The sequence below is a fragment of the Corynebacterium sp. HMSC065H09 genome (assembly GCF_001812845.1).
Lineage (GTDB): Bacteria > Actinomycetota > Actinomycetes > Mycobacteriales > Mycobacteriaceae > Corynebacterium > Corynebacterium jeikeium_D.
Map to the genome: position 1 here is coordinate 1 of NZ_KV810583.1, position 12,388 is coordinate 12,388.

The 12,388-nt window shown below is 58.5% G+C and carries 11 protein-coding genes and 1 tRNA gene; 5 read left to right on the plus strand and 7 right to left on the minus strand.

The features are described from left to right. Positions 1–101 precede the first annotated feature (101 nt). The 4 genes from HMPREF2878_RS03390 to pgm all read right to left on the minus strand — a co-directional run bounded on the left by HMPREF2878_RS03390 (position 102) and on the right by pgm (position 3,366). Positions 102–177: transfer RNA gene (locus HMPREF2878_RS03390), tRNA-Ala, on the minus strand. A gap of 175 nt (positions 178–352) precedes the next feature. Beyond that, positions 353–1,084 (minus strand): DsbA family protein, encoded by a 732-nt coding sequence (locus HMPREF2878_RS03395; protein WP_016422244.1) that lies wholly within the window; start codon positions 1,082–1,084, stop codon positions 353–355. Positions 1,085–1,215: 131 nt separating this feature from the next. Further along, the gene (locus tag HMPREF2878_RS03400; RefSeq protein ID WP_070601168.1) at positions 1,216–1,656 is read right to left on the minus strand and encodes a MauE/DoxX family redox-associated membrane protein; all 441 of its coding nucleotides are present in this window, start codon (positions 1,654–1,656) and stop codon (positions 1,216–1,218) included. Positions 1,657–1,710: 54 nt separating this feature from the next. Then, positions 1,711–3,366 carry a phosphoglucomutase (alpha-D-glucose-1,6-bisphosphate-dependent) gene (gene pgm, locus HMPREF2878_RS03405; RefSeq protein ID WP_070566304.1) on the minus strand — a complete coding sequence of 552 codons (1,656 nt, stop codon included), beginning with the start codon at positions 3,364–3,366 and terminating at the stop codon, positions 1,711–1,713. Between the two features lie 282 nt (positions 3,367–3,648). Here pgm and HMPREF2878_RS03410 point away from each other — a divergent pair, with 282 nt between their 5' ends. The 3 genes from HMPREF2878_RS03410 (at position 3,649) to HMPREF2878_RS03420 (ending at position 5,987) form a co-directional block, all read left to right on the plus strand. Beyond that, entirely contained in the window at positions 3,649–4,068 is a 420-nt protein-coding gene (locus tag HMPREF2878_RS03410) for a fluoride efflux transporter FluC (RefSeq protein ID WP_242451366.1), read from the plus strand. Further along, on the plus strand, positions 4,065–4,490 hold the full coding sequence (locus tag HMPREF2878_RS03415) for a fluoride efflux transporter FluC (protein WP_049193353.1): 426 nt from the start codon (positions 4,065–4,067) through the stop codon (positions 4,488–4,490). The genes HMPREF2878_RS03410 and HMPREF2878_RS03415 overlap by 4 nt, the downstream gene beginning before the upstream one ends. A 69-nt stretch (positions 4,491–4,559) precedes the next feature. After that, complete coding sequence (locus HMPREF2878_RS03420; RefSeq protein ID WP_070652853.1) at positions 4,560–5,987, plus strand: alanine/glycine:cation symporter family protein; 1,428 nt, start codon at positions 4,560–4,562, stop codon at positions 5,985–5,987. 38 nt (positions 5,988–6,025) lie between these two features. On the opposite strand, the gene HMPREF2878_RS03425 is transcribed toward HMPREF2878_RS03420, so the two are convergent. Beyond that, positions 6,026–7,099: a YlbL family protein gene (locus HMPREF2878_RS03425; protein ID WP_049172847.1), complete on the minus strand. Its 1,074-nt coding sequence runs from the start codon at positions 7,097–7,099 to the stop codon at positions 6,026–6,028. Between the two features lie 139 nt (positions 7,100–7,238). On the opposite strand from HMPREF2878_RS03425, the gene HMPREF2878_RS03430 reads away from it, so the two are divergent. After that, positions 7,239–8,741 (plus strand): zinc-dependent metalloprotease, encoded by a 1,503-nt coding sequence (locus HMPREF2878_RS03430; RefSeq protein WP_070652854.1) that lies wholly within the window; start codon positions 7,239–7,241, stop codon positions 8,739–8,741. 4 nt (positions 8,742–8,745) lie between these two features. Here HMPREF2878_RS03430 and HMPREF2878_RS03435 read toward each other — a convergent pair whose 3' ends face one another. Beyond that, positions 8,746–9,276: a YgjP-like metallopeptidase domain-containing protein gene (locus tag HMPREF2878_RS03435; RefSeq protein ID WP_016422236.1), complete on the minus strand. Its 531-nt coding sequence runs from the start codon at positions 9,274–9,276 to the stop codon at positions 8,746–8,748. 68 nt (positions 9,277–9,344) lie between these two features. Between HMPREF2878_RS03435 and HMPREF2878_RS03440 the strand changes: the two genes are divergently transcribed. Further along, positions 9,345–10,280, plus strand: a complete 936-nt coding sequence (locus HMPREF2878_RS03440) for a TOMM precursor leader peptide-binding protein (RefSeq protein ID WP_242451365.1) — start codon at positions 9,345–9,347, stop codon at positions 10,278–10,280. 26 nt (positions 10,281–10,306) lie between these two features. On the opposite strand, the gene HMPREF2878_RS03445 is transcribed toward HMPREF2878_RS03440, so the two are convergent. Further along, a complete protein-coding gene (locus HMPREF2878_RS03445) occupies positions 10,307–12,376 on the minus strand; it encodes an ATP-dependent DNA helicase UvrD2 (RefSeq protein ID WP_070652880.1) in 2,070 nt (689 codons plus the stop codon). Between the last annotated feature and the right edge of the window lie 12 nt (positions 12,377–12,388).

Below are 12,388 nucleotides of genomic sequence, written 5' to 3' on the forward strand. Positions count from 1 at the left end.
CCGGAAAAGACACACTTTTCTTTACTTAACCCCCAAAAACGCGCTACTATCAGGGCAGATACAAGAAATCCCCCGGTCATTTCGACCGAGGGATTTCATACTGGTGGAGCTAACGGGACTCGAACCCGTGACCCCCACACTGCCAGTGTGGTGCGCTACCAGCTGCGCCATAGCCCCAGAATCAACATCGAAGTGGCTTTCACCCTCCGCTGTGGACTCCTCAAAGGCTACATGGCACTGTCATGTATCACCAAATCCGCATGTAGAACACTCTTTTACGTATTCGCCGAGTGCCCCAGAGTGGATCTGCCGAACATGAACTGAAGATGAATCGTGTGAGCGTGCACGGAACCTAGCGCAGGGCCACCTTGACCCACTGCCCCAGTCCGCCATCACCGGAAATGTTCTCCAGAATATCCTTGCCATCGACAAAGACGTGCGGTGAGGAAACCTTGCCCAAGCGCTTCTCAAGGTCATCGAAGTTGGCATTTGCGCTTGCCTTAGCCTCGGTGGTGTCGATGCCGGAACGGACTTCGCTGACAATTTCGTCAGCAACACCGAGCTGCTCCAGACGGTCAGCCAACTCATCATCGCTCCACGTGACAGAGTTCTGCTGGTCAGCCATCATCATTGTGCGGAAGTTCCAATATGCGCGAGCATCACCGGTCTCAGCAATCTTGCGGGCAACCGCGAAGACGCGAGTGGAGTGACCGTCACGCTGCTCCTTCTCCTGACCATCCAGGAAGTTCAGCGTGCGGTATTCAGCGACAAGCTTGCCGTCGTTTAGCGCCTTGAGCTCATCATCGTGACCCTCTTCGCTCATCTGAGCACAGTAGTGGCACGAGAAGTCCTCAAAAATCGTGGCTGTTTTAGCCCCTTCGGCGCCGTCCTTGCTCAGTCGGATGACATCGCCGTCGAGTGCGACGGAGAAGTCGACGTCCTCATCTGGCAGTCCCTCAATCGGCTGCGACCGGCCGATGTAGATAACGCCACCAATAACAACTGCAACGACAGCAAGAAGAGCAATCAGGCCGACGACGAAGCCACTGCCCTTTTCATTTGGATTCTTAATCTTCTGACTCACACCGCTTACGATAGCGGTGTTTTCTTGCCAATGACACAATTGCGCCTGAGAAAACAGAAATGGTTGCTAGGCCCCATCACCTTGCCCCATTCCCCTGGCCTATCCCCTAGGCTTCCCCTCTAGCCAGCGGGCTAGGCGTAAATGGCAAACTTCTTCCACGGCCACACGTACACAAATACAGCCAAGGCCAGAAAACCTATATCCCGGGCAATTGATGTGAGATATGAAACTGCGTCAGCGTTCTCGTCGTAGCCACCGCCACCAAAACAACCGCAGTCAATTTGCAGGCCGCGCGCCCACGCCGAGATAATGCCGCCGATGAACGCCAGTAGGAGCAACCCCGACAGCACTGCTACCGGACGCAGGAAAAGCCCCAATACCAGTAAGAGTCCGAGGATGACTTCGAAGGCGGGCAGCGCAACCGCTACCATCGGCACCAAATCACTCGGCAGCAGCTCATAAGCTTGCACTGCCTGACGCGATTCCAGCGGGTTCAGCAGTTTGATTAGACCCGAGTACAACCAAACTGCAGCCAGGCCGAATCGTGCCACCACGCCTACGAAATTCTTCATGCATAGAAATATTAGTACAGGCTAACTGTTTACAGCTAGCCCAACGGATACCGTTTACCCGTTCAGAACCGCCGAGACCACGTCCTGTGCCTCAGCCTGAACCTGTGCCAGGTGATCCGCGCCCTTGAAAGACTCCGCGTAAATCTTGTACTTATCTTCAGTGCCCGACGGACGCGCCGCGAACCATGCGTTTTCCGTAACCACCTTGAGGCCACCAATCGCAGCGCCGTTACCCGGCGCTTCGGTCAGTTTGGCTGTGATGGTCTCCCCTGCCAGGGTGTCGGCCTTGACCTGCTCCGGTGAGAGCTTCTTCAGGATTGCCTTCTGCTCACGGGTTGCGTCCGCATCGGTGCGGGCGTAAGCCGGGGCACCGTACTTATCGGCGAGCTCTGCGTAGAGTTGCGATGGAGTCTTCTCGGTCACGGCCTTGATCTCGCTGGCCAGGAGGTCCAGGATGATGCCGTCCTTGTCGGTAGACCACACAGTGCCGTCGTGACGCAGGAACGATGCACCAGCGGATTCTTCACCACCGAAACCGATGGTGCCGCCGAGCAGACCCGGGACGAACCACTTGAAGCCGACTGGAACTTCCACGAGCTTGCGGCCCAAATTGGCAACGACGCGGTCGATCATCGACGAAGACACCAACGTCTTACCGACCGCGGTCTCCTGCGACCAGCCCGGACGGTGTGCGAAGAGGTAGTCAATGGCAACGGCCAGGTAGTGGTTCGGGTTCATCAGCCCCGCGTCCGGTGTCACAATTCCGTGGCGATCGGAGTCCGCGTCATTGCCGGTGGAGATGTCGAACTTATCGCGGTTACCAATCAAGGACGCCATCGCATTCGGCGAGGAGCAGTCCATACGAATCTTGCCGTCTGTATCCAGCGTCATAAAACGCCAGGTCGCATCAACCAGCGGATTGACCACAGTCAGGTTTAGGTTATGCGCATCGCCAATTGCGCCCCAGTAATCCACCGACGCACCACCCATTGGGTCGGCGCCGATACGCACGCCGGCATCACGGATGGCGTCGAGGTTGACAACATTCGGCAGGTCCGACACGTATGCGTTGAGGTAGTCGTGCTTTACGACGAGGTCTCCGGCCTTATCCACCAGCTGGCGCTCAACCCCATCCAGGCCCTTAGCCAAGTATTCATTGGCACGAGCTGCAATCCAGTCCGTCGCATCCGCGTCCGCCGGACCACCAGTCGGCGGGTTGTACTTAAAACCACCATCCCGTGGCGGATTGTGGGAAGGGGTAATCACGATGCCGTCGGCACGCGCGGAGCTACTCCCCGTCGGACCTCCCTCCACGTCGCGGTTGTACGTCAGAATCGCGTGGCTGACGGCCGGAGTCGGCGTGTAGCGATCCTGAGCGTCAACCATCACGGTGATGCCGTTGGCCGTGAGCACCTCGAGGGCGGAAATCATTGCCGGCTCGGACAGGCCGTGGGTATCGCGACCGACGTAGAGCGGGCCTTCAATGCCCTGGCCCTTGCGGTAATCCACGATGGCCTGAGTGGTGGCATGAATGTGGTCTTCGTTGAAAGCGCCGTCGAGGGAGGAACCGCGGTGACCGGAAGTACCGAAGACGACCTTCTGGTCGGGGTTATTCGGATCCGGGTGCTTTGTGTAGTAAGCAGTGACCAGTTCCGCGACATCGATAAGGTCGGATGGCTGGGCCAATTGCCCGGCGCGCTCATAAGCCATTGTGGGTATCCTCCTGCTGAATCGGCGAACTGCGCAACCACCGATTTCACCGCCGACGAGCCGGCCGGAATGGGGAAACCGGACTTAAATGCGCTTCCTCTTCCCCAGTGTCCCCGTTTTAGGGTCAGCGCGCATGGCAAGAACCACTCGGTAAGGCAAACTCGCCCCTGCAATAGGGTGCAGTAGGTAGATTGTCGCGTGCCGACGGGAACACCTCCTGGTGAAAGATTCCGAATTGTCGGCGCCTACCTCCCCTTTCGCCACTGTGCTAGCGTTTTCACCGTGAATGAGGAATCTGTCGCTGCGAAACTGCCATCAGCAGGACGGGCGCAGGTTCTCATGGCCCTGGTTGTCGCCGGCGGTGCCGCTATTGGCGCGGTAAGTCGCTTTCTGCTCGGCGCGGCAATCGATGCGATTGCGAGCTCGGGAACTAGCGCAGTTTCGACCACTGTCATCAACTTGTTGGGCTGCTTTCTCTTCGGCCTGGTCAGCAGTATCGCGTTTGCTAATCCTCGGCTTTCCGCTTTCTGCGGTACTGGCTTTTGTGGCGGTTTCACCACTTTCTCCGCATTTATCATTCTCTTGTTGGCGCAGGCGGACACGTCAGTCGTGCTGATTGTGAGCGTTGGACTTATTCACCTGCTGTGCTGCCCTCTCGCCTACTGGTTGGGCACCAAGTGCACATGGGAGGTCGCGGAATGACCGGCGATCTCCTCGGCTCTTTTTCCTCGGCACTCTCTGCCATCCTCGCTATCGCAGTTGGCGCGGCAGTAGGTGGAGCGCTGCGCTATGCGCTGGCCGAACTTGCGGTGAAGTGGGCTGATTCCAAACTGCCCGGAACGTGGACCGCGAATATGATTGCCTGCTTCGTCGCCGGTGTCGCTGCTGTGGTGTGGTCGCGGGGAACGTCGATAAGCAATGGCATGACGCCTGCCCTGGCCTATGCGACGGTAATGATTGGCTTCGCCGGCGGCCTGTCGACGTGGTCCACACTCGCCGGAGAGATCGTACGCCTTAAGAACCAACACTTTTGGAGGGCATGTGGGTACCTTGCTCTCACACTGATTGGCGGAATAGTTTTTGCTTTCGCCGGAATATGTTTACCCCCACTTGTGACGAATTAGTAGCACAATAATCATTTTCTGAGAATTTAATGATCGGATTAAGGCTTTCTACCAGTAAAGTTCCACAGCATGGAAAGCTTCAGCGATTTTGCCTCAGCGGCGGATAGTTTTATTTGGAGTCCGTATCTCCTGATCCCCGCGCTGATTGGCACCGGAATCATTTTGACCATTCGCCTGGGTGCAATTCACCTGGTCAAACTCGGCCCGGCACTGCGCCTCGGACTCATCGACCGTAACGATGAAAACGCCGAGGGAGATATCACCAACTACCAGGCGCTTGCGACGGCTCTCGCGGCAACAGTCGGTGTCGGCAACATTGTCGGTGTCGCTACCGCGATCGGCCTGGGCGGACCCGGTGCGCTGTTCTGGATGTGGGTGACCGGCCTGCTAGGTATGGCATCGAAGTACTCCGAGGCATTCCTGGGTGTGAAGTACCGTCAGGTCGATGCAGCTGGCGAACAGTCCGGTGGCCCGCAGTACTACCTGCGCAAGGCCATCCCGAATGGTTTTGGTAAGACGCTGGGTATTCTCTTCGCCGTCTTTGCTGCGCTGGCAGCGTTTGGTATCGGCAACCTGACCCAGGGCAATGCCGTGGCCTCGAACCTGGAAAACAGCTTCGACATCGATCCGACGCTCTCCGGCATGATCATGTTCATCCTGGTAGGTGCGGCGCTGATGGGTGGCATTAAGTCGATTGGCCGCATCACCGCCGGCTTTGTGCCGATGATGATTGTGCTCTACATCGGTGCGGCCGTGTGGGTGCTCGTCGCCAATGTCTCGGCGCTGCCCGAGACCTTCAAGCTCATCTTCACCGATGCTTTCACCGGCACCGCGGCCGTTGGTGGGTTCGCAGGCTCCACGCTCATTCTCGCCCTGCAGATGGGTGTTGCCCGCGGCCTGTTCTCCAACGAGTCGGGCCTGGGTTCCGGTGCTATCGCCGCTGCCGCCGCATCGACCACTCACCCGGTTCGTCAGGGTCTGGTCTCCATGACTCAGACCTTCATTGACACCATCATCGTCGTGTCCTTCACCGGCCTGGTTATCATCAGCACCGGTGTTTGGCAGGATGGCAACGTCGACACTGGCGCTCTGACTGCTGAGGCATTCTCCCGCGGTCTGCCTGGCCACTGGGGTGGCACAATCGTCACGCTGTCGGTTGTCTTCTTCGCATTCTCCACCATGCTGGGCTGGTCCTACTACGGTGAGCGCGCCTTCGAGTCCCTGGTCGGTCGCCGCGGCACCGGTCTCTACCGTGCGGTCTTCACCTGCGTAGTCTTCGTCGGCGCTGTTACTCATCTGGAAACCGTCTGGTCCGTCGCCTCGGCTCTCAACGGTCTGATGGCGCTACCGAACCTCATCGGTCTGATTGTCCTGTCCGGGCTCATTGCGCGCGAGACAAAGGCCTACCTCAAATTTGACCCGCAGTTGCGCGCAACGGCTGCAGAGATTGATAAATGGCAGTCTCAGCAAAACTTCGAGGCCTTCAGCAAGAACTAGCTGAAACTAGCAGCTGCTCGTAGGGACTACGGCAAAAACTACGAGCAGGTCTGCGCGGTCTCCGGCTTTTCGATTGCCGCAAGCGCGTCGTCAAGCACAGAGACCTTTACCAATTTCATATCGCCTCGGTCGGCAGTCACCGCTTCTGCGCAATTGCCTTCCGGCACGAAGAACATCTCGGCGCCCTCATCTCGGGCGGCCGAGATTTTGTGTGTAATGCCACCGATTTCGCCCACGTTGCCGGCAGCGTCAATAGTGCCGGTGCCAGCGAGGTCCTGCCCCTCGGTCAGATCGCCTGGACTCAGCTTGTCAATCACTCCGAGCGTCATCATGAGACCCGCCGACGGACCTCCAATGCCGCTGAGCTGGTACTCAACCTTGGTGTCGTCCGCGGATTGCGCCCCCATCCCAACGCCGAGCAGCGCGGCATTCTTCTGATGCGGGTTTTCCGCCAGTGTCACAGAAATATCGACGGCTTTCTCGGGGTCAGAGTCCTCGCCCTTAGCAGTCTTCTGCTTGTCGACGGTCGCAGACTTGACCCTCAACGTGACAGTATCGCCCGGGTTGCGTCCGGCAATGATCGCCTTGACTTGCTCAGGCTTGCTTACGGCCACCCCATCCACGGCGAGAATCACATCGTCTTCATGCAGTCGCCCATCGACAGGACTATCCGGCACTGTGTAGGCGACGGTGACTTCCATCGGCAACCCGAGATGGGCTAGCGCAGCGGAGGTGGCGTTGGCCTCCGACTCGGTGAATGCAGCCTTGTTCTCCTCTTCCACCTCGTCCTGGCTCTGGCCCGGAGGGAATACCGCCTCAATGGGGACGATATCGTTGTCACGATCGAACCACAGGCCAATGACCTGCGGCAATGTCAGGTTATGCCTGACTGCGACGGTTGTCATATCCAGCGTGCCCTTAGAGCGTTCGGAGTCCGCAGCACTGCCGCTGACTGAGATAATGCTCTTTCCCTCGACATCGCTGAGGACGTCGAAGACCGGGCCAGGCCCCTGCGCGGCATAGGGCACTGTCAGCGTTGGCAGCGAAAGCACAGTTGCCAACGCGGCGATGGGCACAGCGCCCGCAACAAGAGTTTGGGTACGACGATTCACAAATAACACCCTACATTCTCGCTATCTGCCTACTGGACACCTGATGAATCTTGTCCGTGTCTGTTCGCTGGGCGCGAAGTTGCCAATAAAGTGGTGCTTTTAAGTACTCACGCGGGTCATTGCCCGGTACGGTGGGAGCATGAGTTCTAACGGATTTGGCTTTGGTCCGAACGACAATGATGACGATCGTGACGACGCTGGCAACAATGACTCCGGCCAGGGCGGTCAGGGCGGCCAGGGCGGTCCTTTCGGTTTCTTCGGGTTTCCCTTCGGTGGCATGGGCGGCGCCGGTGGCTTCGGTTTCGGCGGCCCCGGGCAGCCCGGCAGCGGCTCCTCTGGCAAAGGAGAACAGCCGAACTTGGGCGATATTCTCAACCAGTTCGGCGAGATGTTCTCCGGCATGGGGCAGCGATTCCAGGAGTCTAACTCTGGCCCTGTCAACTACGACGCGGCCGAGCGCGTTGCGCGGACCCGTCTTGGTAACCCAGCTCCGGTGAAGGACTCGGCCCGCGAGGCGCTGACTGATTCCTTGCGCCTGGCCGAACTGTGGCTAGATGACGTCACCTCCCTGCCGGCTGGTGTCAACCGCGTAGAAGCGTGGAATAGCCTGCAGTGGTTGGAGAACACCAAGTCGACATGGACTCGCCTTGTCGATCCCGTCGCCAGCCGCATGAGTGATGCCTCCCTCGAGGGCGTTCCAGAGGAAGCTCGCGAGATGATGGGCCCGATGCTGGGCATCATGCGCCAGATGAACTCGATGAGTTTCGGTACTCAGCTAGGGAATGCGCTGGCTGAATTGGCACAGACGAGCCTGACTGGTTCTGACCTCGGGCTGCCGCTACACACCACTGGTGCGGCGGTACTGCTGCCAACACATCTAGTTGCTCTCGCAGAGGAACTCGAGGTTCCAGCGCGCGATCTGTTTATCTACGCCACTGCCCGCGAAGCTGCACACCAACGTCTCTTCGACCGCGTGCCATGGCTGGCTGAACGCATGATTTCCTCTGTCGAGGAGTACGCCGCTGGCATCGTCATCGACTACTCCGCGATTGAAGAGGCCGCCCGCGGTCTGGATATTGAGAACATGCAGGATCCGCAGCGTATGCAGGAGGCTATGAGTCAGCTGCAGAATATGGATCTGAGCCCGAAGATTCGTTCTCGTAACGAGAATGCTCGTACTCGTTTCCAGACGCTGCTAGCACTGGTCGAGGGGTGGGTGGACATGGTTGTCACCGATGCCCTCGGTGAGCGTCTACCGGGTGCCGCACAATTGGATGAAGCCTGGCGTCGTCGCCGCGCCACCGAAGGTGCTGAGCAGGCGCTGGAGAAGGCCACCGGCATTGACCTCGGCTCCCCCAAGGTGCGTGAGGCAACCAACTTGTGGCACCGCCTGACCACCGCTGTGGGCATCGAGCGACGTGACAAGGTCTGGGATCACCCGGACTTCCTGCCCGTAGCAGAAGATTTGGATGAACCCGCGGCCTTTATTGACTCGGTTCTTGGTGGCTCGGACAACGATGACTTCGACCCGATCGCAGAGCTTGAAGAGCAGCTGCGCAAAGAAGCCGAAAAACGCGCGGCTGAGGGCAAGGACAGTGACACCGACGAGGACAATTCTGGCGACACCGATGACGATAAGTAGCTAGTTAGCTCTGGGTTCCCCAGCGCTGATACGCCTCTAAATAGCCCCGTGCCCGTTCGTGGTACGGGGCTTTTGCCGCCCAATACCAGAACTCTTCGGTATGACCCCCGTCGACGAAAGTGTGCACCAGTTCGTGCACAATGACATCGTCGAGGACGTACCCCGGGACGTCGGCAAGCCTGTGCGAAATGCGAATACGCCCCGGACTATCGACGCCGCCGGTGACCGATGCCCACCTGCGCGACATGTTCTTGACCCATTTGATTGACTCAAACCGCGGGCGATCTTCCAGCACCGTACGCGAGAGCAGCCGCGCGCGGCGCTCCAGCTCGGAATTATCCAGGTTGCTGCCAACTTTCTTCCGCACTCGCGCCACAATTTCATTGACCTGCTGTTTTTCCGCAGCGGCGCTGAGGTCGTCCGGAACCATGACAATGATTCGGTTTCCCTCCGCACGGGCTGACACAGTACGGCGGCGGCGCTTCGAGCGCCGAACCTCAACATCCGGGCCGTACTCAGGTCGCTTGGTGCTCATGCTTTTTAAGCGTATATGCTCTGCCCTGCGATTGCGTAAAAGCTGGCCCCGGGGTAAAAGATATTTTTATGGGGGAATACAGGGATACGTCTCGGGGGCGGGATGGTACGGCTGACGAAATAGGTTCGGACGCACCCGCAGCACAAACGCTTGCCGCGCCTACGACGGACTACGCGCTGCGGCCGGAGATACCGATTATCATGCGCCCAGGCGCGCGGATTCAGTTCGGCGTGGAACCGGAGCGCAGCATGATTCTGCCGCTTTCCGACGGCACCCCGCCGGGGCCTGTCTTCTCGGCACTTCTTGCAGCTCATAGAGGTAGCACCTTAAGCGAGGCCTTTGCTGACAGCCACGACAAACTGTCACCACAGTTCATTACAGCACTTATCTCCGACCTTCACCGAGCAGCACTGGTTCAAAAACCACCGACACGACGGAGAATTACGCTAATCGGTCGGGACAGTTTGCGCACTGGACTTTTAAAAGAGCTTCGTCGCACGGGTTGTGGTAGTTGGACGACGGCAATGTCGCCTACCCGCAATGCGACGCTGAAAATATCTCAATCCACGCCGGAAGACATCGGGCTCGCGGTGGTCACGGGCATGGAAGTACCGAGCATGCCCTTGGTTCGCGCTCTGTTTCATCGTGGAATTGAGCATCTGCACACACATTTCCGCGATGGAGCACTGATTCTTGGGCCGCTTGTTCAGCCAGGTCAAGGGCCCTGCTCGATGTGTTTCGAAGCTTATCGACGAGACCGCGACCCCGTCCGGGCACTGATTGCGCTGCAGCTTCGCACTTTTACGCCCGTAACCGCACCGGAATGGCTGAACACAGCGGTGCCGCTGTTGGTTGGACAGCTGCGGCGACCGGACCTCTCAGATCTATGTGCGACAGAGGTGCGCATAGATCTGGAAAGCCTCGATATCACCCGCACTACGGTTGCTCCCCACCCGCAGTGCCCAGTGTGTGGTCATGGCAACTCGCAGATGCAGTTCATGTAATTCGAAGTGCCTTGAGCAGAATCTGACTAGGAATTCACAAAAGAATTGACGATTCCCAAGATGCCTTCGCCGAAATGATTGAGCTTCGCTTCTCCAATTCCGGGAATCTGCAGAAGTTCCTCCGGCGTAGTCGGTTGCTGCTCACCGATGGCCAGAAGGGTCGCATCGGAGAAGATCACGAATGCGGGGACAGTCATTTCTCTCGACATTTCCAGGCGCCATGCACGCAATGCTTCCAGTAGCGCAGGATCCGCACTGACCGGGCACTCTTCACAGCGCCCTGAGATCCGCTCCGCATCGGTGTGCAATGGCTTAGTGCAGCCCTTGCACTGTTTGGACTGCTGACGCTTACCACGGGAACTAGAGCCCCTTGAGCTTCGCTGTGCCTCCGCCGAGTAGTCAGAGACATCAATGTCGAGTTCATCGAGGAATCGTGTGCGGCGACGTGACCTGCGGCCTCCTTCTGTCCTCGACAATGACCAAGATAGCTCCAGATGTTCACGGGCTCGAGTAATGCCGACATAGAACAGACGGCGCTCTTCCTCGATGGCTTCCGCTCCCTGTGCAGGAGATCGGTCGAATTTATTCAGCGAATGTTGGATAGGCAGCGAACCGTCGGTAAGCCCAACAAGGAACACCGCATCCCACTCCAGCCCCTTGGCTGCATGCAGGCTAGCCAACGTCACGCCATCCAGCGTCGGCGGATGCTTGGCCTGCTGCCGAGTGTGCAATTGGCCGAGGAGCGCCTGGATATTGACCTCGGTGTTGGCATGAACGATGTCCTTACACAGGTCGAATAGGGCGCGCAGTGACTGCCAACGTTCCCTGGCACCAGTGCCTTCCGGCTCTTGGTCAGTCATGCCAAGACCCGCGAAAACCTGCTTGACCAAATCCAACAGATTCGTGCCCTGCAATGTCGGAACAGTCCGTGAGGAACGGGAAACTCGCACAAGTGCTGCGATGGCATCGCGGATCTCGGGACGCTGGTAGAAACCGTCCCCGCCACGAACCTGGTAGGCGACTCCTACCTCGGACAAAGCCTGCTCAAAAACTGCGGACTGTGCGTTAATCCGGTACAAAACGGCAATCTCCGATGCCGGCGTACCCGCGTCGATAAGTCGCTTGATGCTGCGCGCGGTCGCGCGAGCTTCCATCGGCTCATCGTCGTACTGATTGAAAGTCGGCTCCGGGCCGTCTTCACGCTGCCCAATCAGCTTCAGCCGCGAGCCGGCGATACGGCCCTGCGCACGGCCGATGACATTGTTAGCCAGCTCGACGACCTGTGGGGTCGATCGGTAGTCCCGCTGCAGGCGGACCACTGTGGCTTCCGGGTAGTCCCGAGAGAAGTTCATCAGGTATTGCGGAGTCGCGCCTGTGAAAGAGTAAATCGTCTGGTTGGCGTCCCCGACAACTGTCAGGTTGTCACGGTCTCCCAGCCAGGCGTTGAGAACTCGCTGCTGTAACGGGGTGACATCCTGGTACTCATCGACGACGAAGCACCGATACTGGTTGCGGAATTCCTCCGCCACTGCACGGGAATTCTCCATCGCACCGGCGGTGTGAATGAGTAGGTCGTCGAAGTCGAGCAATAGCCCGTCCGGGGTGGTTTTTATGTCCTCGTAAGCGCGATAGCAATCGACAATTTTCTCCGCAGACAGAGGCGCCGTGCGCCCATGCTCCCGCAGCGCGGCTTGGTACTGATCCGCACCGGCCAGAGTGGCCTTAGCCCACTCAATCTCGCCCATGACATCTCGGATTGTTTCCTTAGAGGTGTCCAAGCCCACTCGACGTACTGCTTGGGCGACAACACGGAATTTCTTGTCATCCAACAGCTGCCAGGGCATATCACCGGCGACTTGGGGCCAGAAGTAGCGCAGCTGGCGAAGTGATGCCGAGTGGAAAGTGCGCGCCTGGACTCCAGGCGTTCCCATCTTTGCCAGGCGGTCGCGCATCTCCCCTGCGGCACGCGAGGTAAATGTCACCGCTAATACCTTTTGCGGCTGCACAAACCCCTGGTCAATGAGGTACTTGATGCGATGAGTAATTGTTCGGGTCTTACCTGTACCGGCTCCGGCAAGAATGCACACCGGCCCCATCGGAGCCGTGGC

Bases quoted from the DNA above. Each gene is read 5' to 3' on its own strand.
- HMPREF2878_RS03400 (WP_070601168.1), bottom strand. From the start codon at position 1,656: ATGAAGAATTTCGTAGGCGTGGTGGCACGATTCGGCCTGGCTGCAGTT.
- pgm (WP_070566304.1), bottom strand. From the start codon at position 3,366: ATGGCTTATGAGCGCGCCGGGCAATTGGCCCAGCCATCCGACCTTATC.
- HMPREF2878_RS03415 (WP_049193353.1), top strand. From the start codon at position 4,065: ATGACCGGCGATCTCCTCGGCTCTTTTTCCTCGGCACTCTCTGCCATC.
- HMPREF2878_RS03420 (WP_070652853.1), top strand. From the start codon at position 4,560: ATGGAAAGCTTCAGCGATTTTGCCTCAGCGGCGGATAGTTTTATTTGG.
- HMPREF2878_RS03430 (WP_070652854.1), top strand. From the start codon at position 7,239: ATGAGTTCTAACGGATTTGGCTTTGGTCCGAACGACAATGATGACGAT.
- HMPREF2878_RS03435 (WP_016422236.1), bottom strand. From the start codon at position 9,276: ATGAGCACCAAGCGACCTGAGTACGGCCCGGATGTTGAGGTTCGGCGC.
- HMPREF2878_RS03440 (WP_242451365.1), top strand. From the start codon at position 9,345: ATGGGGGAATACAGGGATACGTCTCGGGGGCGGGATGGTACGGCTGAC.
- HMPREF2878_RS03445 (WP_070652880.1), bottom strand. From the start codon at position 12,376: ATGGGGCCGGTGTGCATTCTTGCCGGAGCCGGTACAGGTAAGACCCGA.